Genomic DNA, 25054 nt, shown 5'->3' on the forward strand with positions numbered 1-25054 from the left:
ATTTTATAGAGGAATGGTTACAAACCACTCATCATTATTCGAATTGAAAACTCGCAGCCTAATTTCGTCATCGGTTTTCGAAACGATTTCAGCTTTCACATCTTTTATTACTTTTTCTGAAGGATACAAAACCCAGATAAATTGACTATTCCCTTTTATTTTTGTAGAATATGCTGATGCAACATTGGGCTCATAAGTATTGTATTCTTTGCTATACCAGCCTTGAATCTCAGGTTTTTCCTGTCCTTTTATAAATTTGATATCCCAATCCTGATCTCCTACAGGAATGATTTGCAGGTTTCCTCTTTCATTGTCGGAGAAAACACGTTCACCTTCAACTTTTACATTGCAGGTAGGATGCCAGTGCCAAAGTGTTTCAATTTCCCTCGGACGATCGGTTTCAATTTCATCAATAACCACCCACATATCTCCGCGCACATAAAACAAGCGCCGTGTATGTTTACACTCTCCTTGCAAATCAATAAAATCATCAAATGAACCAATCGCGTAATCGTAATCATCGGTAAGTCTGTAATACTTTTCGGTTAAAGGCTCTTCTGCTAAACGTGGTCCGGGCGCCTGTCCTTTTCCATCAATCAGAATAACGTTGTGACTTTGACTTCCCTGCGCATATCTCCTGAACTTGTCGGCCACTGCACCACGATAGGCAAATCGTCCGCCGTCAACAAGTAAATCGCGGCCAAAAGCAGCTAGAGAAATATGCAATTTATCATTATGTTGATGCCCGCTCCCCCAAGGTCCAACGTCAAAAAATGACCATTGAGCGTCAACATCAAAACCACTTCGTGAAATTAAATGCCCTGCCCAGGGGAAAAAGTATGATGGCCCATCTATTGGCGAGGTTCCTTCTTTTCCGTTGGTAGCGATGTGTTTCCAGTCGGGCTTACTGTACTTTTCAGCGGCGTAAAGAATTAGTTCCCGGTCGCTGCCAAGGTCGCCGTCGTTATTTAAAATTCGGTTGCCATCGGGGCGAACAGCGTGAGCAATATAATAACACATGTCCTCAATAGTTTGAACAAAAAACTCGGGCAGCTCGCGGTTTGCATGTTTACAAATCTCCTCGAATAACTCAAAATTCCGCATCGCTACAATATGATAATGTGATGAAAGTTCTGTTTGTACACCATCTTTGTACACTTGTCCCTTCATACTCTCAGAAATGGTCGCAATCGCATAATCCAACCATTCATCTGATTTTTTAAACTCAGGAAAATTGGTCGCAGCCGTTGCCAATGAAGAAATTTCCATAGTGAGCCAGTTATTTTGTCCATGAAAATTTCGGTTGTAATGCGCATGGTCGGGCAAACTGCTTAACATTAACAATTGGGTTGCAGGCGACAGATAATTACTGTTAATCATTCCGTAGAAAATACGCGACCATACTTTTACGCGTGCGGCTACTTCTAATCCACGCCAAACTGATGTACTGCTTTTTTTCTCCGGATAGGGCCAGCTCCCGATAATAAAATCACGCAAAAACAAGTCGATATAGTTTGCATATTCAGGGTTTCCGGTTTTGAAATAAGCCAAAAAAACTTCACTAATCTGACTGTGCCGATTGGATAACCACGCCCATTCTTCATCTGTATTTGGCCCTTTGTAATACCAGTCGCGATGACCATCTTCCAGATAGGGAACAACCCCTTTTACATTCTGAATGGTAAACACATTTTTTAAAATCGTATCGGCAGAAGCAACCGTTCCTGTTCCCGGCACCGGCTGTTCACGTCGCAAATGTTCAGCTGCATTTCCGTTTTTGTAGTATTCCAGGAGCTCGGCACAAGCTTTTTCAATATTACCTTTCTGATAGGCTTTCCTCACTTTTTCCAAACCCGGGTAATCCAGATTAAAATCATCAAGCATTTTTTTCATTTGCTCAGGGTAGGTGCTACAAACATCCTCTACACTTTTTATATCCTTCCAACTTTTTTGAGCAAAAAGATTTCCCCAAAAGATAAAGACTGTTGCAACGAACAGTAAGTATTTTTTCATTTTTTAATATAGTTTATTTCGTTTTCTTTACTTTATATAAATACAGCTGGCCTGGCTCGGGCCAGGGTTTATCACGTGGGCGATCTCGGTTTCGATCCAAAGTTTCCCATTTCATCATGTATCTGACATCTTCACTGGGATCACCAATATCACCGGTTGTTTGAATTTGCAATCCGGGAAAATTCCCCTCAATCTCCAACTGTGTATAAAATGGTTCAGGCTTTAAAACTTTGCCAATATTTTCAAATCTATCATTTAAAAGAATAGTGCCATTCCCGTATTTGATGTGCCAGAAATCCACCTCATAATATCCGTCGTCGCGTTTTTTTAATCCCTTCAAACGCACTTCGCTGTTAATGCTTCCGTTACCCGAGAATTCCCAACGATAGTCCCAGTTTGTAATTTGTTTATAAATCCACTTTTTATTTACAAGGTGCGCGGAATAAAACTGCAAATTCCCATCTTCGTCATATTTATGATAAACAAAAACAGGTCTGTTCTCATCGTCCAAACAAAGTTTTGCGGCCAAATTAATTATTCCACCTTGTACAGGAATCGGGTCAACAATTAACGATTTCTGGTCGAGCGTTGCCGGCATTTTTATTTGCTCTCCATAAGCATTATACCAGTTTTTCAGATCCGGGCTTTTCATATATGACAGATCATGATTTGTAGAACAATCAGGTGTGTCGCGCCAAACCCAATATACATGGTACCAACCGTCTTTCATTACTGTTGGCTGTGTTTGATAAGCATTCATCAAACCCTGTCCATCAGTAAGCGGCGTGTCCAACAGTCTTTTCCATGTTTTTGACTCGCAGTTATAAATGTTGTAAATCTCGTTTCCGTTTCCACTTCCTCCATCACGGTAATGAAAAAGTAACTCCCCTTCTTTGGTAAGCATAAAATGTGGGTAGGTGCATCTTTTTTCTTCCCTTCCCACCATCTCAAAAACCTGTTGAAGCGTTGAAATGTCGTTTGGCTTTTCACTCCGGAAATAAGTAATTGGGTTGACATGCATATTGCCTGAAAGGTGGATATATCCTTCTTTGTCGATACCCAAAGTAAGGGAATTGTGACTATCCCATCCTAAAACGGTACTGGTCCCGCCAGCAGTTTCGCGCGATGTTGCCGGTAAAACGTAGAGTTCAAATTTTTTGTCGGTAAGTTTTCTTTGTCCAACAACTGTTCGTCGCTCGGCGTTATAATATGCAATATACTGGCGGCTACCGTTTGTGTATAAACAAAAACCAACCGGATGACCAGCCCACACTTTATCAATCTCAATTATCTGTTCAATTGATTCCGTCTCTCCACTTTCATCTATAACTATCCCGTTTCTGTCAGTTTGTGAAATAACTACTAACGAAATCAAAGCAAAAGCCAAAAAGCAAAGAATATGTTTCATAAATATCGGTTTAAACAAAAATTATTCAATAGTAGATACAATTAAAATGTCTGATGTTTACCACTCCGCTAGTGTTTTATCTCCAAAATCTGCTGTATCAGAGGCCTCTTCCGGAACCAGCAACACTTCAAATGTTTCTTTTGAATTTGCAGGCAAATCAACTTCAAAACCAACCATTATTGTCCCCGGATTTTCAGCATCGTAGTCATTTGTCGGAGCGGTACTCCAGGTTTTCATCTTTAAATTTTTAGGGCCTTTTATTTTTAGGAATAACTTTTTGCCATCTTTTGATAAGGTAGCTGAATGAGAGCCCAATTCGACATCGGCGGGTGTTACCAGATTCCACCTCACTTTGATTTGTTTATCGGGAGTTTCGAGTTCATCGCGAACAACAACAAAACTTTCATCCTTTATTCCAACTCCCCGAACTACTTTTTTTAGTTGCCCCTTATACAAAGTTGTAATATCAGAAATGGCATATATAAAATCACCGGTATCCGAATAATTATCGATTTTTGCATAACCATCCACCCGTTGTAATTCATCGTTCACGATAAGTGTACTATGCGCGAAATTGTTTAACCTGAAAATGGTCCATCTTTCTGCATCCTGAGTGCGCCCGAAAATCGACATTCCCTTTGATTCCAAAGATTCATAATTTTGCGAACCAAAATCCATAGCCCAGCGCACACCATTTGCTTCCATAACAAAAGAACCAATATCCATGTGCCCGTGGTTTACAGACGGAGAACCGGCTTTAAAACCGAGATAAACGGCATTCGGGTCTGTCCAGGAGCTACGCATTAAACATATCGGATTTTTCCCCTGTCCCATCCAAACTTTTTCGTTGGGGTGGCTTATTTTATCCAGAGGAATATCTTTCCCCCAAATCATAATAGCAGGCAAAAGACGATCGCGCGTAAACTGCGAATAGTCGTTCGTTTCCAGAAATTGTTTTTCCATCCAGAGCAAAGAGGGATCATTATTTCTTTCGGCAAACCATAACATGGCAGGTTTTAAACTTCCGCCTGAACCACAGTCGCCCCAATTATAGCAGCCACCAGAGGGCAACAGCATGTGCTCTAAAAAACCTCCGGATTCAAGAAACCCCGGCGATTCTGATAATCCACGATCGGTACCCAGCGCCTTTTCAACAACGCTTAAAAACATCACGTTAAATGAAGTTCCGTAGCCCCAATATCCATATCCCTCGGGATATGCCCCATCAGGTTGATAGCCTTCCATTGCTTTCGGAATGGTTTCAAATGCCCGGTCAATTACTTTTTGAGCAAGTTCGGGATAATCCTCCTGAACGGCCAGAGCTCCGTATGTCATTCCTGCATTGCACACCTGGTTCCAATTATGTTCCGCATTCAAAAACCAATTGTAATCTTCATTAAAAGAAGGTTCAATCCCTTTTTCCACAATCGCCTTTTTAATTATTTCTTTTGATTCTTCCGAAAGTTCATCAAAAAGCCAATCGTAACCTATAGCCAGTGCCATGGTCATTTCTCCCACATCAAGAAAATGAGATGGATTCCAGTCGGAAAAACCGGCCGCTTTTACCATTTCTTTTTCTGCACGTTTGGCAAAACGATCGTCACCCGTCATCCGGTAAGCATAAGAAAGATAAAATATCCGGCGCAAATATTCTCTTGAGGTTCCAAGTAACCTTCTTCCAATTTTTATTCGTTCATGTAACTCGGATTGAAGAATATTTTCACTTTCACCAATGATTGCTTCATGAACCTTCCCCCAGGTTTCACTGGATTCTATCTGGTTTTGAATACTTTTTTCCTCGCCATCCAGTAACAATATCCTGGGATGTCCTGACTTTTCCTGACAGGAAATTAAAAAAGCAATAAGAAAAATAAATACTGACCATCTTAACAATTGATTTTTCATTGGTTGTGGTTTTAAATCATCCTTATAATTTAATTGAAACACTGGCTCCCCGATAGTTCTTTCGGGGCAAACGAATGGTAATGTTCGTTAAATTTTCTTTTGCATTCCACGTAGCATCCAAATATTCTCCCGGATTTGCAATTTTTTGTGAAATCGACAGGTGGTAATTATCCAATTCCCTATTCGGATCAGCAACTGTTATTTTGGAGACTTTATCTCCTTCCATTTTTAACATCACAATTCCCGGATGTTCGCTCACCAGTTTAAGATTATTTGAAATATCAAGTTCGCCGGCTTTGTAAAACACGACCTGGCAGATTTGTAATTCTTTATTCTTTACCGACTGTATTTCAGCGGTATTGACAAGAATTTCTATATTATTCTTTGAAACATTCCTTTCAAGTTTTCCGATTGTTGTTGCGGGTACAATGATATATTCGTAAGTTTCGTTGCTTGGTCTTTTCCCATGGTCAAGCCAAAGGCTAAAAACATCCAAACTCATTTGGTCTTTTGGCGAATCGGATTGTTTGTTGATTTTCCACCACGAGCCGGTTGCAGCTTCGTTTTTGATATTTACAATTGTTGATTTAGGAAAAACATAGCCCACTCCATCCTGAAATATCCAATCTACGTTCTCAAATTTATTCTTCCCACGTTCAACTACGGAAGAAATATCGTTTGCCGAAACAGTTACATCATCCCTGAGTAAACACTGATTTAAAGTTGTAAATACGGGGAAATCGTTATTCCTGCACGAAATTCCGGTTCCCAAACAAACATATTCATTATCAAAAAAGAACCATGCTTTTCGGGCAATTAATGGATCATGCGGGCTTTTAAAATCAAAAGCCGCAGCGCCGTATATTCCATCGGTTACTGCTCCCACAAAATCAGTTTCACCCAATTTCTGAACTTCATTTTCTGAAGGCAATTCCGGCTTTTGCATCACTGTTGTTCCCGGAATTTTCAAATAATCGTAAACCGGCCAGATATCAAAATATTCGTCGCCGGTAAGTGATACATGATTGACACCATCGCCACGATGATGATTGAGCAGTCCCTCACTGTTGTAGGGCCACTCCATGTTGTAAACTCGTGTAGAATACATTCTTACGGATGTAAACCAGTCGGGCCGCTGAAATGAAAAATGCTCGGAATCCCAAAAAAAAGTTGCATGAGAAAGTGTTGGTTTTATTCCTTTATTTCGGATGTTAACAATTTCCTGTAACTCTTTCTTACGGTAATCAGTGGTTTTTAATAAGTTTTCTGCAGTTGTTGCGCTGTATGGTTTTAACGTTCCTTCTCTGCTGATACTTCTGTTTTTTGCTCCGGGGTCCGGGTATTTTCCAAACACACAAGTTTTACAAATTCCATCGAGGAAATAGTTTATCAGTTCTTCCAGTTTTTCTTCAGAAAAAGCATATTTCGTTCCGTTTGTATAAACCGCCCATTCAACAAAAGCATCGGCATAACCCAATCCGTATGAGAGTGTGTTATTTACTCCGTCTGTGCGGTGGTGAAAACTATTGTCATACTGAATTCCACGACCTTCAGCCGACCGATTATCAAAGCCACCAACTATCCTCCGAAAGCCAAAACCGTAGTCGTTTCCAATCCACTCAACATGTTTTATTTCGCCTTCAATCACTTTAATAACTTCATCAAACTTTTCTCTATTTCCCAGGAAAAGCATATTCTTTGCTTCAATTCCTGCTATTTTAATACGGTCTCCTCCCGGGCGGGCGCCTCCGGCACTAATATTCGCTCTTCCGATTATTGGCTGAGCCTTTTTTACCAGTTCCTCCGGGAGTTCGTCTCCTGCCAACACCATAAGTGTAACAAGATTATTGGGCGTACCAATCTGGTTGTGCCACCAGTTGTCGCATATATAGTCGTTATCAACCCAAGTTTTTAATGCTGCTGAGATGGTTGATTTTACTTCTGCACTTTTGTAATATTTTGAATCTTTTTTTTGGTAAGCTCTTGCCAATGTCACCATATTCCCGCTGTGATTTCTGTGTTCAAAACCGGTTCTGGAAACATCTTCATAGTTGATACCCGGCCACTTTCCATCGCTGGTAAAAGTGCGAAGCAACGAAGCAATCTCCGCATCATCAACCTCCGGTTTCTCCAGTGTTTCAAAAACACGCTTTTCGATAATGTCTAAATCAGAGTCAGCGGAAACGCTCGTTTTAAACGAAAAAATAAAAAGGGCTATAATTAATACAGGCAATATGTTTTTCATCCTTGTTGATTTAAGTTATTTTCAAATATTCATCTATTCTTCAGGAATCATTTATGGTTGTTTATTTTTCCACAATTTAAAATCATCCCAGTAAATCTGCAATGTTTTTCCCTTGCTATTCATATATTCAATCAAATTCTTTGAAGTATAAAGTTTCATCGGATTAAAATCTGTTACTCCATCCGGATTATTATCCCCGGTATTGTGGGTAACTTTGTTTACATCAAAAACAACAATCTTCTCTCCTCCGTCGGGCTGAATTGTCATAAAGTACCGGCCATTTTTATCGTTTCCTTCTTTATAATAATACTCAGCGGTAAACCATGTACCAACGGGAACTTTCACACTTTGATTAATTTCTGCCCAAACAGTAGTATATTTCTGGCTTCCGTCTTCAAATAACTCACAATCCTGTGCATCCAGAATAAAATACAAATCACTTTCTTCCTCTACAGGTTTTCCAATTCCCAGCGTAATTCGAAAACGATTTGGCACCGACTGGCTCCAGGTAATGTTATTCCAGTATTCAGCAATGGTCAGCCAATGAATTTTACCGGGAAACGTTCGCACCGCATTAAAATCGTTGGGCAGGAAAATACGAACAGACTGAAAAAAATCCTTCATTCCGTTATTTCCATAAATATTTGCCTGAATGCGCCCTTTTTTTCCATCAACATTGGGTTTATTTAGCCAGAATTGTAAGACGTGATTGGACGGATTTCCCGGTTCCGAAATTATTTTTGCATAACGCATGATTGAATCGCCCCCTTGATATTGCAGATTAAAGTTTCCAATATCGGGGTGATTATCAAAATCGGTCACCCAATCATTGTTTTTATTTAATGAATTATCCACGCCAAAAATATCCGCATCGTTTCCCCGTGGAATTACTTCCGAATCCGGTTCAAATCCCGATTGAAAAATTAATTCGCCTGGTTTTTTTTCTTCCTGTTCTTTTTGGGAACAAGCGGAAAGAGAAAGTAAGGGAAATAATATAATACCAAGCCAAACCTTCATTTATACATTCTTTTTACATTAATTATTCTCCTGAAAGACGAACTTTAATTGTGCCTTTTCCATTTTCCAAAGTCCATGCAGGGATACGTAATTCCAGACGTTTTAATTTTTTGATTTGGCGATCCAACTCCATTGGCGCGGGGTCAAGAGAAATTACCGAGAATATTATTTCGGGCTGAGACAAATTTTCAACTTTTAACTTTTGGCCATCCTGAGTTAAAACAGCACCTCCGTCAACAACTTCCACATCGGCAGTTGTCATCAGTTGCCAGGTAATTTGTGTTGTTTTTTCTGAAGTTTCCATTTTATCTTCTATTACAATTGAGGTCGGGCTGTCCTTCGTAAATGTGCGAACTGCACTTTTCATATTTTCGCCGTAAACAGCTGTTAAATCAAACGATGCTGCTGGATTTTCGCCCTCTTTAAATTCAATTAAAGTTGCCTGACCATTGTTTATAAACAATTGGTCGTTAACGGAAATAGTGCTGTGACCAAAATTATTTTTGGTAAGCAAAGTCCAGCGTTCGCAGTCCTGGCAGCTTCCCCATAAATCGAACCCGGTTTTTTCCAATTCATGGTATGACTGGTTCCCCGGATCAACTACCCAACGCACACCGTTTAATTCAAATATAAAAGAGCCAGCATCCATGTTTCCGTGACTGGTAGTTGCTCTTCCTCCTTTTCCGCCAAAATAATAGTTGTGGTTGTCATTTTCATCGCCTTTAAAAACCACAAGCGGATTTGAACCGTTGCCTTTCCAAGCCGTTGGCATTTTTACATCTGCGCTTTCTTTGTATTGCGACAACCATACCAACGCAGCTCCTCCCAGCCTCGATAATTTACCCATGTCTTCAGCAGGCATCAAAAATCGTTCTTTTTCAAAAAACTCAGGATTACCAGTTTTTGTTGCAAACCACGCCAGAAAAACATCACCGGCAGCACTTCTTTTATCGCCACAATCAGCAAAATTGAAATACCAGCCAGACGGAGTATTCATTAAATAACGAAATACTGCACTTTCTTTAAATGCAGGGTAATCGGCAATTCCGAAATCGGTTCCAAATGCACTTTCCAGGAACGCCGCAGTAACCACTGAAAAACTGGTTCCATAACCCCAGTAGGTTGACCCCTCGGGATACACGCCGTCGGGCGAATATTGTTTTAACGCCTGTACCATTCCGTCAAGCGCGCGGCTTATTGTTTTTGCTGCGAGCTCCGGATCTTTTTCCGCAATGGCGATAGAAGCTGCGATCATTCCACCATTACAAACCTGGTTCCAGTTATTATGCCCGTATGCCCAGCCCGGAGAATTTCCACTTTCGGGCCAGCTCGGTTTTAAGCCCTTTTCTATCAATGCCGTTTTTGCGAGTTCAATGGTTGATTCAGGAAGTTTACCGGCAGTCCAGTCGAGAGCAAACGCCACAGCCATAGACATTTCTGCAACATCGAGAAAATGAGACGGGTTCCAGTCAGAAAAATGACACACCGCTACAACTTCATCATTTATACGATCCAGCGCCTTTTTATCATTCTCCATTTGATAAACCATTCCCAGCATATTCATCCGCCATAACATTTCGCGTGAAGTTGACAGCAACCGACGGCCAACTACAACTCTCTCCAAAAGCGGGTCATCATAAATACTTTCCGCATTCAGCTTTATGGCTTTATACATATTTTGTACAACCGGGTCGCTTTTTAATTTCTTTTTGAGGTTACTTCTTATTTTGGAATTTAATACCAAACGTGGTTCCGATTTTCTTAAATTCTTTTTTAGATATTGAACAGAAATCGGATTATCTAACTTCCTGACTTCATCTTTCTGTGCAAACGATGGCAATATAATTGCCAAACAAAACAAATTGATTAATAGTAAAACTCGTGTTCTCATATTAGTTGGTTTTAAGATTTATTTATTGTATGATTAACTCTCTATTATTGTTTATTCATCTCTGTTCTATCTGGAATTTCCAAACGATATCTATTCATTATATTAAAATATCTCGCATCCAATCTGATTACGAACACCATTTTCTACAAGCGTTATTTCCAACTGGTTTTGTTTTGCGTTAAAACCCAAGATGTCAATTTCGGGTAATTTTGATTGATAAGGAACTACCAGCGTAACAAAACGGACAACTGTGGCCTCCTTTTCCTTTTTCAGACTATAACAAAACGCAGGGCGCGGCTCTTTTTTGGTATATTCAAAGGAAACCCGGCCCTCTTCTTCTTTTAATTTCATTCCCGGTTGTTTTTGGGATTTCACGTAAATGTTCCACCCATCTTCAAATTCAGATTTTACAGAAAATTCGGCACGATTAAAAATCACGTCACCTGGCGCAAATTGAAAATGAATATCGACATCTCCTGTTGCATTTCCAATTGCTTCGTCAACTACCACAAAATATTTCTTATCTACAAAAAAAACGGAACGGCGGTGTTTCAAACTTTCATAACTGTGGTTCTCAACTACAAGGACATCCGTTTTTTTACCGGATTTCCAAAGCACAAGCTTAGGTGCATAAACTGTATTCTCGCCATTCAAGGTAAGCGTCTGATGCACTTTAGTTTGTCTAAACCAACGCCTTCCTTCCGAGTCTCCGCTATAGATATAACTTCCCGCATCCGGCATCAAATTTCTTCCTCCTGCATAAACATCAAAAGTACCATTGTCGGGTTGGGAATGACCTCCACCATCCGGTCCGCATTTTAAAACAAGACAAACCGCGTCGCTATTCCAACCACTACGCATGGAATATAAGCCACTAAAAGGCAACATATAAGCAGTCGAATCAGGTTTAACTCCCTCCAATCCTCCGGTAGCCAAAAATAAAAAATCTTCGCGGTTAAAAAAGTCCGCCCATTCTTTAAATCTTTCTTTATGCTGTCCCGGTTTCCCCGCCCATGCGTCACCAAACTGGACATTTGTGCCGTTTGGAAGGCAAAGTTTCATTGGAACTTCACACATTTTCTGAATCTTCTCAAGGTAAGATTCAGGAAATGCATCTTCTATTCCATTTAATTTTGCCAGATGGTAGGTTCGTAAAAACCAGTTGATACAACCAAGATGGTACCCCATGGCGAGTTCGAGCTGGTGTCCGTCAGGATACACTTGAATATTTATTTCATTATTTAGTCGTTTGAAGGCTTCTGTTTTCCATTTTTCAGCATCTTTAAATTCAGGAAAAGTAATGGCTATAAATGCCATCCCTTCCGCCTCCATAAGCCCCCAGTTACTTCCTGATCGGTATTTTGTCATCAAAAATTCAGCGTGGTCGTAACAACTGTTTAAAAATGCAACCAGTACCTCGGATGAAAAATGTGGCGAGCCAATAAAATGCTGGTATAAACTCATCCAACTGTGTCCACGAATTCCTGCTTCAATCGATCTCCACGCATATTTGTGGTTTTTGTCATTTGGATTTTTTTTGGTCCAGTCAATGAATTGATAACACCATTCTTTTGCGTATTTTTCATCGCCGGTATGCCAGTATACTTTTGCCACAGAACTCCAAAAATACATTCGATTGAGTTGCCATACCCATTCATTATCAGCAACTGGACGCGAATTCCAGTTGATATCATCGCCGCAAAAATGAGGAGGGTAAGCACGCTGTCCGATAAAAATATGGTTCAGGGCATTATTCGCAATCATAAAATCGGAACTGTCAGCATAATTGCCGACAAACTGAGTCCTAAAATCAGGATTAACAAAATGTTTTACTGAAGTTCTTGTTTTATAATACTCCAGTAGCTTTTCAATAAATTTCTCAGGATTTGTTGAACCCGACTTAAATTGACGAATTTCGGGTGAATCGGTATTTAAATGTGAAATTAATTTATTTATCTCGTCAATATCATATGCAGATTTTGCGTATGTATGGATAGAAACTGTAAATAAAAAAAGCAGAACTGTAAAAACAAGCAGAATCTTCCTGTTGTAAACTCTTTCCTTATATTTCCGAATAAGAATCATTGATTATTAAAATTCGCCACAAAAAAAGTAGTCGGCATACCTCAACGACTATCTCTCCCAACTGCAGACATTTATCTAACACAACAAGTTTTCCTATAAAAAGAGAAACAAAGCCGTAACTACAAATAATTACGGCTTTGTATTATTTAATCGATTAATGAATAATCGTTATTGTTTTTATTTTGGTTTACCACCCCGTTGTTTGCTCAATACTGGGATTTTCCGCAATAGTACTCAACGGAATAGGCCACAAATAATGTTTACTTTCATCAAAAACAGGATTGGCCCAATCTGTTCCCTGGTAAACATCGACATATGGCACGCCATTAACCATTGTTGACTTGACTACTGCCGAACCTTCCGGATCGATGATTGACTGCATATTAGCATCCCAACGGATACCGAGATCAGGATTTTCCAGTTTTTTACCTTGTTTCCAACGTCTCAGGTCATCGTAACGGAAACCTTCCATAAACAACTCGATTCTACGTTCACGCCGAATTTCCACGATCAGAGAAGAAACTCCATCATTTGCATAACGAGGATCCATCGGAGGATCTATGGGCATGTGCGGCATGCCTGCACGGTCACGCAATAAGTTGATACTTGCATCTAACCCAGCCTGATCCAGTGTTCCCAATTCTGCCATCGCTTCGGCATAATTTAAAAGCGCTTCGGCAAACCGCAAAATAATTGCGGGTGTATCAGATGTATTATATGTGGCATGAGCAGTAGCCGGGTCATACACTTTACATATCGAATAGCCGGTTTCCGAAGTTTGACCTCCCTGGCCCGAAACACGGGGATAAGTACGTTGCGTGTCTCCATTATTCCAACTCCAGCGTGTAGCATCATCAGGATGAAGGATTGTCTGGCGTAGCCTCGGGTCGCGATTAGCGAAAACCTTATACAGATCCTCATCTCCCTGGTATTCGGGAGACAATGTTATAGGTAATCCATCTGTACAAAGATAATCTTCTACAAAACTTTTGGTGGCTCCCCCGTTGTATCCTCTGTGATAACTTTGCACATGATTTGTTAATACCCCCAGTTGATACCTCCTCCAATACATCACTTCAGAAACTCCGGTCAGGTCTGATTTCATTTTATGAATGGCCTGATAATCATTTTGCGGATCACCGGTACTGTATAGTGAATAAGGTCCATTATCCATTATCTCTTTGGCAGCTTCGGCAGCTTCCTGCAACCACATGTTAGCTTCTGAACCTACACCATGGTATTTTCTCCATGTCCCTTCAAACAAGCAAACACGAGATTTAATCAACAATGCAGCCCAACGGTTTAGTCTTCCGGGACCTCCGCCATCACCCCAGTCATCAGGCAGCCATGTACAAGCAAAGTCCAAATCGGCCAACACATTTGCCATCACCGTTTCCCTTGAATCCAACGGTGCATAAAGTTCCTCCGAGTCAACAGATAATTCATGGTCAACCCAGGGAGCCCTTCCGAATTTTGAAATTTTATCCGCGTAAAACCAACCGCGAAACAACCGGGCTTCTGCTTTGTATTTATTCACTATTTCTTCAGAAACACCTTTTTCAATAACCTTATCATAATTATCCATTCCAATGTTTACAGCTCTGACAAATTCCCAGCCTTCATCACTCCAACCGTACCACTGCGGACCGGAGGGAATACTATGTTTACCCGAGCGAACCTCCTGATATCGGGTGTGGCGGGAATGCCGGGGCGCAATATTATCTGAAAATTCATCAATGTACCATATTCCACTGCGATGACTTTCAAAGTCATGGTCGTGCCCCATTAAAATGGGTACAACATCGTCTTCCAAAGTTAAATCGTACAACCAATTGTTGTATACCATCAGGTCATTTTCAGTATTCCAGAATGTCTCTCCTCTTACTTCATCTATAGGATATCTCTCGATAAATTCGTTATTGCAGCTCACAAACCAAAAGGTTGCAAAAGCTACTAAGCTAAGTTTTAAACTATATTTTTTCATTTTTTTTCTTTTTATCATTATTAGAATGTAACCTTAACACCCATCGTATAAACACGGTCAAAATAGTATTCCTGTGTTACAGTAGAAGTTTGTTCGGGGTCAAGTGGTTTATGCATACCTGTAGCTTCCCAAAGGTTCATTCCTGAAAGATAAACTTGAGCACGACTAATTCCAATTTTATTTACAAAATTATCCGGCAAGTAGTAACTTAACGTTATATTCTTTAAACGAACATATGCTGCATTTTGCACGTAGCGTGACTGAGCTATAATATTTTTTTTGGTATTTGTTGATATGTGAGGGGCAGCGAAATATGCGTTGGGATTATCTTCATTCCATGTTTCAGTAATATAGAATTCCTCAATATGTCCGGCATTAAAAGGATAGAAAGCATTCCAGTTTCCGTTGTGAGGCAAATAATCACGTTTTAATCTTCCCTGGAAAAATAAATTCAATGTCCAGTTCTTATACTGAACATCAGGATTCAACCCAAAATTATATCTGTCTCTGTTGTATCCAATAATCTGGAGATCACCGTGATCATCCAAAGTTCCACTACCTCTATTTATTTTTCCATCACCGTTCAAATCTTTATATTTGATATCACCGGCTCTCCAGTTAGCGCCTAGTTGTGATTGGTCAGCATGGGATTCCACTTCAGCATCACTTTGAAAAATCCCTTCGGTGACATAACCCCAAATCTCACCTACCTGCTGGCCTACATAAAATTCATCCCCCAATCCATCTTCATCATCCCATCTCAAATTTCCTGAAGGATTATCGTATTTTGTAATTTCCGATTTGTTATCAGACAAAGCAAGAGTTACACTATATGCCCAGTCTTGCCCTATTCTGTCGCGCCAGGTCGCTGCCAACTCCCATCCGGTATTTCTTAAATCAGCCGCATTTGACTGTGGTGCATCTGTACCCAACAACGCAGGAAGTCGCACATCCATTAACATATCTTTGGTATCGCGAATAAAATAATCAAATGATAAGTCAAATCTCTGATTCAATGTTGTAATGTCAAAGCCAATATTCTGCGTGGTAACAGTCTCCCAGGTTAACGTTGGACTAACCAACCCCGCAGGAGAAACATAAGGAATTCTTCCGGCTGAAGACATCATATAGGGCGATGCTCCTGATCCCATTGTTGCAACATAAGGATAATAATTAGTGCCTAACAACTGGTTACCTAATGTACCATATGAAACACGCAATTTCAAATTATCAAGCCAGGTACTTGCTGATTCCATAAATGGTTCGTTGGAAAGTCTCCACCCTAAAGAAATTGACGGAAAAAAGCCAAATCGATCGTCTTTGGGAAAACGGGAAGTTCCATCGTAGCGTCCGTTTGCTTCAAAAAGATACCTGTCTTTGTAGCTGTAATTTAAACGATAAAACAATCCTCTTAAGGTAACATGCGATTTACCGCCAAAAGTTTGCTGAGATCCTGAAGTAGCATTCAAATCTGTGATTAACGGAGTAATCAAATTATTTGCCTGTGCACTCACATAGGTATTTCTGCCCCATTCCTGATTGTAGCCAACCATAGCTTTGATAAAATGGTCTTCTAATTCCTGAACTGTATATTCACCGTAAACATTTGCTACATAATATTGGTCGTAATTCGAATAATTTCTGATAAAGTCACTTCCGCTAAAACCATTTCCAATTTGAATATTTGTTAAATCTGTATTTTGAATTCCTTCAATTTTACTGGCTACATCCTGCCGTTCGCGATGGTAAGTACTGTAAGAAAAGTCTCCGCGTACGCGCAAGCCTTTAACAGGTGTGAGTGTTATCCCCTGTTTCATCAAAAGCCTTTGTTTGGTTTCTGTATCGCGTCCACCCTCTTCCCAGTAAGGTAATGCATTTAAACTCAGGAAATATTTTCCAATATATTGTTCATACTGGTCACGATCCCCCGGTTCAAGATAATAAGGTAAATCAGGGAAAGTGACCATATGATTTGGCTGTACTCTTGCAATAGAATTTATGTTGGTATCCCAGTTATAAAAGTGCGGCTGATCGTTATGTTCTGCACTCCAACTGATTTGTTCGTCAAGCGTCATCCATTCGTTAATTTTAAAGTCACCTTTCATCAACACATTGTACCTTTTATACATATAATCTTTATCTCTTGGAATATTTGCCCATCCCTCTTTATCAATATAACCAAAAGACACATAGTAAGAAGCACTTTCGGTAGCACCTGAAATATTCATGTCATATTTTTGCTGCCACGAGAAGTCGTCAACAGTCATATCCTTGTAGTCGGTGTAGCCATAACGGCGAAGGTCTCCGTCAAACACTCCCCATTCATTCTCTAATGTGGGATTGTCCTTCCAAGCCTGAAATCCTGCAATATAATCTTCATCGTAACGGGCCGTACCATTTGTTCTAATTGTAGCTTCATTCCATGCGAGTGCAGCTTTTAAAGGATCTTTTACAGGATCGATTAAAAAAATAGGTCGTGTTGCTGATTGCTCGGTCGCCAGCGTTACTGTCATTTTCCCTTGTTTCCCTTTTTTAGTTTCAACCAGGATAACACCAAAAGCGGCCCTGGCCCCGTATACAGCGGCGGCGGCGGCATCTTTTAATACTGTAATACTTTCAATATCATTAGGATTCAATTTATCCATATCGCCGGGCACTCCGTCAATTAAAATAAGTGGTTCTCCTCCATTGATAGATTCCATACCACGAACATTAAAATCGGCGGTTCGTGTCGGGTCACCGTTTCGAATGGTAATATTAAGGTTTGGAATTACACCTTGTAATCCTTGTCCTGCAGAAGTAATCGGACGATTCTCCAATCTTTCAGCTGTGGCAACCCCCACCGAACCTGTCAGGTTAGCTTTTTTCTGCGTACCGTAACCTATGGCAACAACCTCTTCCAGACCAATGGTTGAAGTGTTCATGGTTACATTAATTGTTGTTTGGTTGCCAACAGCAACCTCCTGCGATTCCATCCCAACAAATGAAAATACCAAAACCTCATCATCATTCACATTCGGAATGGAATAATCGCCATCAATCCCTGTCACTGTCCCATTGGTTGTACCTTTAATAATAACAGATACACCAGGAAGAGGCAGCCCTCCTTCGTCTTTTACTTCTCCGCTGACGGTTTTCTGAGCGTGCGCGCCAATACTTACCGCAACGAAAAAGAAACATAGCATTAAAAAGCTTAACGCTCTTTTAATTCCATTTTTGTTTTTCATAGTAATAGTTTTAGTTAAAAAATAATAATAAGTAAATCCTGTTACTCAAAAGTTTAGTTGAGCATAGAACTTGATCTTTTTTTCAATAATTCAAGATAATAGTAGTCGGCATAAACAATGGGCACATCGATTTCTGAATTATGTGGTTTATGCCCTGTTGAGTGCATCAAAAGAAATCCTTTGTTTTCTCCAACGGAAGCCAGAAAATCGGGTGATGATAACGCCAAAAACAGCTTTTCTGAAACATCAAGATATCTTTCACCGTCAGGAGCAAGATATCCCAAGTCATAAAAAGCGGAAGCCATTACTGCCGCCGCTGAGGCATCAAAAGGCTCATCAGGGACATTCGGAGCATCAAAATCCCAGTAAGGAACCCTGCCTTCTTTTATGCCTGGCTGCTCCAGCAAAAATTCTGCGATTTTCTGCGCTTGTTCCAAAAAATCCTCGTTGCTGGTTTCTCTGTACATCATGGTAAAACCATAAAGCCCCCATGCCTGTCCTCTTGCCCAGGAACTTTCATGGGAATACCCCTGATGGGTATGTTTATTTTGAACATTACCGTTTTTGGGATTATAGTCAACTACATGATACGATGAGTTATCTTCTCTAAAATGATTTTCCATTGTCGTATAGGCATGAGCAATCGCAACATCTTTTAAATACGCTTCTCCTGATTCCTTTGCAGCCCATAATAAAAGCTCAAGATTCATCATATTGTCAATTATCACCGGAAAATCCCATTTATCAGAATTGTGATCCCAGGAACGAATACAGCCAACCTCCGGATTAAATCTGGTAGCCAGTGTTTTTGCCGATTGAATTAAGACTTCCTTAAACTCACTGTTGTTCGTTTTTTCCCAGGCTTTCCCATAGCTGCAGAACATTTTAAATCCCATATCGTGAGTACCACCGTTCCATTGTTCTTTTTTTAAAGGTAATGTATATTTTAATGCCTCATTTTGCCAGAAATCTTTACCGGTCATTTCGTACATCATCCACAAATTTCCCGGGAAAAAACCACTGGTCCAGTCACTGCTTTTTACTAATTTCAGTTTCCCGTCTTCAATGGTTCTTGGTGATACCAAAATCGAATCCCGCAATGGTTCCGCAATTTCCAAAGCGTAAGTTAATTGTTCCTCTGCATTCGTTATCAACTCGGATTCATTCAAATATTTTTTACCTGAAGAGCATGAGTATGATATGAGGATTGCGAATAAGAAGTATTTGCAATTATTCATGGTCTAGTTAAATTATATTAAACTCTTTTCAAGATATAAAGGAATCCAGCCTATTAAGCACAGATCCCTTTCATCGTTCTAACTAAACTATATTGGTGCTTTTAAATAGATAGTCATTAATTATTCTCATTTAAGTTAGTTCTACAAATGCAATCGATTGCAGCAATCGATTGCACTAATATAGAGAAAAACACACATTTAAAAATATGCTATAAAACATATACAACTTGAATATACAAACTCAATCCCGTTTTTTTCCTCCGGATTTTATCATCCGCAACAACACATAATTGTTTTTAAAGCATTGCTGATCATCACAAAAACTGTTTCGAAATCTAAAAACATGTCGTACAAAACATTGTCAAGTTCGATTATATGATATTTTTCTTGTCTTGTTTGTTTTGATACGTCTAACTTCGGTCTACAAAAAAGCTTTAACAATATAAATAGATATGAAAGTAATTAAGGATATCTCAGAAGCAGTTAATTCAACAACTGTAAAACCAGGGTCAGTAATCTATACAGGGGGGAATGCAGCGACACCTCAGACTTTACTGCAACAACTGGTGAAAGATAAATCGATAAAAAACGTCGAATTAATAAGTATTTTACTTTTGGGTGATATTCAGGAATTATTTAGTAATGAATCATGTCAACGCATAAAACACAGGGTTATTTTCTCAGGACCATATTCAAGAAAAGCATTAAACGAGGGACTGGCTACCTACCAGGTGATGCACCTCTCGAATGTTCCCTTCCAAGTCAAAAATTATTTGAAGCCTAATGTAGTTTTCATCCAGGTCAGCGGCCCTGACAAAGGGGGCAATTACAGCTACGGTACCACAGTGGAAGGGGTTCAGGCTGCGGTTAATACAGCCAAAGCAAATGGAGGTATTGTAATCGCCGAGAGAAACAGACAAATGCCTTTTATTTTGGGAACAACCATCGACGAATCGAATATTGATTTTTTAATTGACACAGATTACCCTCTTCCTGTAATTCCTTATTTGCGCCCCGATGAAACAGCACATAAAATAGGCCGACTAATAACCGAACTATTTATTACTGATGGATGTACTTTACAATATGGCATCGGCAAGGTACCTGAAGCTGTGACTGACGCTGTTATCGATAAAGGAATTAAAGATATTGGAATATACACCGAGCTATTTACAGACTCCATGCAAAAACTCATTGAGAAGAAAATAGTTACAAACAAATTTTCAGACGTTAACTTTTCTATTTCATCTATTTTCCTCGCAAAAGACAAAAACGGCTACGACTGGCTCGATTACAACAGTTCGGTACAGAACCGGCCCTGCAACTTTACCAATAATATTTTACGTATTGCCCAGCAACACAAAATGATTGCTATTAACAGCGCAATTGGAGTAGACCTTCATGGAAATATTTGGGCCGATTCTTTAAAAGGAAGACAAATCTACAGTGGAATTGGCGGACAAGCAGACTTTTTGCGTGGTTCTATTTTATCGAAAAATGGTTATGGCATCATCGCGATGGAATCAACAACCAACAATGGTATTTCCAAAATCATCGATATGTGTCCGGAAGGAATTACGACTACTGCTATTGCCGCTGATCCTGTCGTAATTGTTACCGAAAACGGCGCATTTAATCCATTAGGACTGAATCTGGCAGAGCATGCAATAGGCATAGCTCATCTGGCAGAACAGAATACAAAAGAAATGTTACTTCGAAAAATATACGACAGTCCTGAGTTTTACAAACCGAGAGAAGCATTAAGCGATAAAAGTCCAAAAGGATTTATTCCTTATGAATCAATTGAAAAATAAACCTTAAATTAGTTGCAAAAGGTTTTTATGGAAAATTACAAACTGGTTTTACCCGGCGATCTTAATCAAAACGGCTATCTGTATGGAGGAAATTTGTTAAAATGGATTGACGAATATACCTGGATTGCAGCAACGTTGGATTACCCGGGAAGTAGTTTTGTAACTGTTGCCCTTGATAAAGTAACCTTCAAAAAAGGTGTTAACAAAGGGTCAATATTAAAATTCGATATCGAAAAAACACATGTAGGGAAAACATCGGTTCAATACCTGGTGAAAGTATTTTGCCAAAACAATTGTAATACTGATTTAGAATTAATTTTTTCAACACATATCACTTTTGTAAATCTCGACAAAGACGGTCGCAAACAAAACCTCAGAGATATTTCCTAGAAAAATAAGGCGATGAAGGGCACTTTAATTTACAAAAAAAAAGCCAAAACTTCCTTATAAAAAAACATGCTTTTAAAATACATATTTAGGTGTTATACAATATGTTGAATTGATTCCCGAAAAGATTTTTTTGTATTATTTTCGAAGTCGGTTTTTTTCACTAACATTTGGTAATTCTAATACATCCCAATTTGTACAATTCTGTTTTACCATATTATCTTAAATCGCTAGACTCTGAAAGTTGTAAAACAACCAAAATAACGAATAATTACTTCGAAAAATTCTCAACGAGCAAAAGACGATCGAACGGAATTCGTTAAAGTTTGTTATTACAATTTGATATAGACAGTACAGCTATAGACTTATTCTTTTTAATAATTAAATCATTAACTTTTTAAAACTACAGTTATGGTAAACAAAATAACTAGTTTAGCGGAATATTTTAAGAAATATCAACAAAGTATTGCCGATCCGGATGGCTTTTGGGGAGACATTGCCGAAACTCATTTCTGGAGAAAAAAATGGGACCAGACGCTTGACTGGCGGTTTGAAGGCAAAGATGCACCAAATGTAAACTGGTTTGTAAACGGTAAACTAAATATTACCGAAAATATTTTTGAGCGCAATATGTTTATGCGCAAAGACCAGGTGGCCATAATCTGGGAACCCAACGACCCTAAAGAACCCGAAATCAAACTCACTTACGGAGAATTATTTGAAAAAGTAAAACAATTTGCCAACGGTCTCAAAAAACTCGGCGTTCAGAAAGGCGACCGTGTTGCCATTTATCTTCCCATGGTTCCGGAACTGGCTGTTGCAATGCTGGCCTGTGCAAGAATTGGAGCTATTCACTCCATTGTTTTTGCAGGCTTTTCAGCAACAGCACTTGCCGACAGAGTTGTTGACGCTGAGGCAAAGGTCGTTATTACTTCTGATGGCGGATTCAGGGGAACAAAATCGATTCCGTTAAAAGCCATTGTTGACGACGCGCTTCAAAACTGCCCTTCTGTCGAATATACAATAGTATTAAAAAGAACCGGAGAAGATATCAACTTTAATAACGAAAAGGACATTTGGTGGCACGATTTAATCGAAGGTTTATCAACGGAAAATGTCGCCGAAGTTATGGATGCTGAAGATATTCTTTTTATACTTTATACATCCGGCTCAACCGGAAAACCCAAAGGAGTTGTTCATACCACAGGAGGTTACATGGTTTACGCCGAATACACCTTCAAAAATGTTTTTCAATACAGCGATGGCGATATATATTGGTGTACAGCTGATATTGGCTGGGTTACCGGTCACTCTTATATCGTTTATGGCCCACTGTTAACCGGAGCCACTTCGATTATGTTTGAAGGCGTTCCCACCTGGCCCGATGCAGGACGTTTCTGGGATATTGTTGACAAATACAAAGTGAATCAGTTTTACACTGCACCTACAGCTATCCGGGCGCTTGTTGCACAAGGAGACGAATGGGTTACCAGTCATGATTTAAGCTCTTTGAAAGTACTGGGCACGGTTGGTGAACCAATCAACGAAGAAGCCTGGCGCTGGTACCATGATTTGGTTGGAAAAGGCAAATGCCCTATTGTTGACACCTGGTGGCAAACCGAAACCGGAGGAATTATGATTTCTCCTCTGGCTGGAATTACGCCAACCAAACCTTCTCTTGCCACACTACCGCTTCCGGGAATCCAGCCAATCCTGGTAGATCCGGAAGGGAACGAGTTAAAAGGAAACGGTGTTGAAGGTATTTTATGTATAAAACATCCGTGGCCTGGTATGTTACGAACAACCTACGGCGATCACCAAAGATGTTTCCAAACCTATTTCTCAGCCTTCCCGGGTTTATACCTCACGGGGGATGGTGCAAAACGTGACGAAGAGGGGTATTACAGAATTATTGGCAGAATCGATGATGTAATCAATGTTTCCGGTCACCGGATTGGAACTGCTGAGGTGGAAGATGCCATCAACCAACATCCAAAAGTAGTTGAATCAGCTGTAGTAGGGTACCCACACGAAATTAAAGGGTCCGGAATTTATGCTTATGTTATTTGCGAAGACTTGTCAGACACCGATCTAGCAAACATTGAAGCCGAAATCCGGGCAACCGTCACCAAATTTATTGGTCCGATTGCAAAACCTGACAAGATTCAAATCGTTAGCGGTCTTCCAAAAACAAGATCGGGGAAAATCATGCGTCGCATTTTACGTAAAATTGGTGAAGGAGATGCAACCAATCTTGGTGATACTTCAACCTTGCTTGATCCGGGAGTAGTTGATGAAATTATTGACGGAGCTAAAGTAGAGGTAAAACGATAGATCTGAACCAAGCAAAAAGACATCTTTAAATCAAAGGTGTCTTTTTTGTTCTTATTCTTTTTGACACTGTTTTTATATCCGACTCTATTCAATATAAAAAGCTGTCACTCTTTCTTTTTTACTCTTTTAATCAAAAAAATCGAACTTATGAATGATCAAAAAGTATTTAACCGGGGCTTTGTAATTCTGGGCGCAATTCTTATACAACTGGCATTAGGAGCTATTTATGCATGGTCGGTTTTTACACCGTCGCTAAAAAACGCGGGGTGGTCGAGTGAAAACACGCAATGGGTTTTTTCGGCCGGACTTGCTTCGTTCGCTCTATTTATGGTTTTTGCAGGAAAAAAATTAACAAGCTGGGGACCTCAAAAACTCTCCTGGATTGGAGGAATAATCCTCGGTCTCGGGTATATGTTAGCCGGAGTTTTCGGCGGTGATAATTTCATCACACTGCTTATTTTAATCGGTATCGTAGGAGGAATGGGAATTGGCTTTGCTTATGTCGTGCCTATTGCCGTTGGGATGCGTTGGTTTCCCGACAAAAAAGGTATGATTACCGGACTAGCTGTGGCAGGATTCGGATTTGGAGCCATGCTTTGGGTAAAACTTGCCGGTTCGTGGGGGCACCTCATCGAAAACATGGGGCTTTCCGCTACCTTTATTATTTACGGAATTGCGTTTGCTGCAATGGTAATCATTGGCGGAGTATGGATGAAATTTCCTCCTGCAGGATGGAAACCAAAAGATTTCGAAACAGATGGAGCAACTACTTCTAAAAATATAAAGACTACAGCTGCTAAAGATTTTTCAAGTGAAGAGATGCTCTCTAAAATTCAGTTTTACCTCATCTTTTTAACCTTTGTATTTAGCGCCGGCGCAGGATTGATGTCTATCGGACTTATGAAACTTTACCCCATGCAAGCTTTAATGGAATCGGGAATCAGTGAAACGGCGGCCAGTGCCATTGCCGGAACCGCTATGGCTGTTTTCTTTAGCTTAGCTAATGGTTTGGGGCGAATTTTATGGGGAATCATCAGTGACAAAATTGGCAGAAAACTATCCATTATTTTAATGACCGGCATTCAGGGGATAACGGTGATCCTATTCACCTTTATGGCAGGAAATGAAATATTACTTTACCTGGGAGCCACGTTAATTGGTTTCAATTTTGGTGGAAACTTTGCCCTGTTTCCAACCATCACAGCAGATACATTTGGAGCAAAAAATGTAGGGCAAAACTATCCTTTTGTTTTCCTGGCATATGGAGTGGGCGGAATTTTCGGACCTATTCTTGGCGGAAGAATGGGCGATCTGAACAATTTTAGCCTTGCATTTACGATTTCCGGAATAGCGGTGTTGATTGGAACCCTTTTAATCCTCTTTGTTAAACCGGCAAAACAAAAATTACCGGAAACAGTGCAGAACCCCCAGGATGTTATACAAGCTAACGTTGCTGTTAAAGGTATATAAATAAACAATTTTAAATTTATCCGGTAAAAAAATAAA

14 protein-coding genes are annotated in these 25054 nt (G+C 39.8%); 4 read left to right on the top strand and 10 right to left on the bottom strand.

Going from position 1 to position 25054, the window contains the following annotated elements:
- Positions 1–3 precede the first annotated feature (3 nt).
- The 10 genes from K5G00_RS20065 to K5G00_RS20110 all read right to left on the bottom strand — a co-directional run bounded on the left by K5G00_RS20065 (position 4) and on the right by K5G00_RS20110 (position 19013).
- Complete coding sequence (locus K5G00_RS20065; RefSeq protein ID WP_238768023.1) at positions 4–2013, bottom strand: alginate lyase family protein; 2010 nt, start codon at positions 2011–2013, stop codon at positions 4–6.
- Positions 2014–2026: 13 nt separating this feature from the next.
- The gene (locus K5G00_RS20070) at positions 2027–3421 is read right to left on the bottom strand and encodes a BNR repeat-containing protein (protein ID WP_238768024.1); all 1395 of its coding nucleotides are present in this window, start codon (positions 3419–3421) and stop codon (positions 2027–2029) included.
- Between the two features lie 57 nt (positions 3422–3478).
- Positions 3479–5326 (bottom strand): heparinase II/III domain-containing protein, encoded by a 1848-nt coding sequence (locus K5G00_RS20075; RefSeq protein ID WP_238768025.1) that lies wholly within the window; start codon positions 5324–5326, stop codon positions 3479–3481.
- A 22-nt stretch (positions 5327–5348) separates the two neighbouring features.
- Positions 5349–7571 (bottom strand): polysaccharide lyase family 8 super-sandwich domain-containing protein, encoded by a 2223-nt coding sequence (locus K5G00_RS20080; RefSeq protein ID WP_238768026.1) that lies wholly within the window; start codon positions 7569–7571, stop codon positions 5349–5351.
- A gap of 51 nt (positions 7572–7622) precedes the next feature.
- Positions 7623–8588, bottom strand: coding sequence for a hypothetical protein (locus K5G00_RS20085; protein ID WP_238768027.1), 966 nt, complete (start codon positions 8586–8588; stop codon positions 7623–7625).
- Between the two features lie 22 nt (positions 8589–8610).
- On the bottom strand, positions 8611–10479 hold the full coding sequence (locus K5G00_RS20090; RefSeq protein WP_238768028.1) for a heparinase II/III domain-containing protein: 1869 nt from the start codon (positions 10477–10479) through the stop codon (positions 8611–8613).
- Between the two features lie 102 nt (positions 10480–10581).
- Positions 10582–12564, bottom strand: a complete 1983-nt coding sequence (locus K5G00_RS20095) for an alginate lyase family protein (protein ID WP_238768029.1) — start codon at positions 12562–12564, stop codon at positions 10582–10584.
- A 187-nt stretch (positions 12565–12751) separates the two neighbouring features.
- Positions 12752–14548 (bottom strand): RagB/SusD family nutrient uptake outer membrane protein, encoded by a 1797-nt coding sequence (locus tag K5G00_RS20100; RefSeq protein WP_238768030.1) that lies wholly within the window; start codon positions 14546–14548, stop codon positions 12752–12754.
- A gap of 20 nt (positions 14549–14568) precedes the next feature.
- Positions 14569–17775: a SusC/RagA family TonB-linked outer membrane protein gene (locus K5G00_RS20105; protein ID WP_238768031.1), complete on the bottom strand. Its 3207-nt coding sequence runs from the start codon at positions 17773–17775 to the stop codon at positions 14569–14571.
- A 53-nt stretch (positions 17776–17828) separates the two neighbouring features.
- On the bottom strand, positions 17829–19013 hold the full coding sequence (locus K5G00_RS20110) for a glycoside hydrolase family 88 protein (RefSeq protein WP_238768032.1): 1185 nt from the start codon (positions 19011–19013) through the stop codon (positions 17829–17831).
- A gap of 452 nt (positions 19014–19465) precedes the next feature.
- On the opposite strand from K5G00_RS20110, the gene K5G00_RS20115 reads away from it, so the two are divergent.
- From K5G00_RS20115 to K5G00_RS20130, 4 genes are all read left to right on the top strand, one after another.
- Positions 19466–20827, top strand: coding sequence for an acetyl-CoA hydrolase/transferase family protein (locus K5G00_RS20115; protein WP_238768033.1), 1362 nt, complete (start codon positions 19466–19468; stop codon positions 20825–20827).
- A gap of 27 nt (positions 20828–20854) precedes the next feature.
- Positions 20855–21217: an acyl-CoA thioesterase gene (locus tag K5G00_RS20120; RefSeq protein WP_238768034.1), complete on the top strand. Its 363-nt coding sequence runs from the start codon at positions 20855–20857 to the stop codon at positions 21215–21217.
- 408 nt (positions 21218–21625) lie between these two features.
- Positions 21626–23548, top strand: coding sequence for an acetate--CoA ligase (gene acs, locus K5G00_RS20125; RefSeq protein ID WP_238768035.1), 1923 nt, complete (start codon positions 21626–21628; stop codon positions 23546–23548).
- A 147-nt stretch (positions 23549–23695) separates the two neighbouring features.
- Complete coding sequence (locus tag K5G00_RS20130; protein WP_238768036.1) at positions 23696–25018, top strand: L-lactate MFS transporter; 1323 nt, start codon at positions 23696–23698, stop codon at positions 25016–25018.
- The last annotated feature ends 36 nt before the right edge of the window (positions 25019–25054 follow it).

The sequence above is a fragment of the Maribellus maritimus genome (genome assembly GCF_022267315.1).
Classification (GTDB): domain Bacteria; phylum Bacteroidota; class Bacteroidia; order Bacteroidales; family Prolixibacteraceae; genus Draconibacterium; species Draconibacterium maritimum.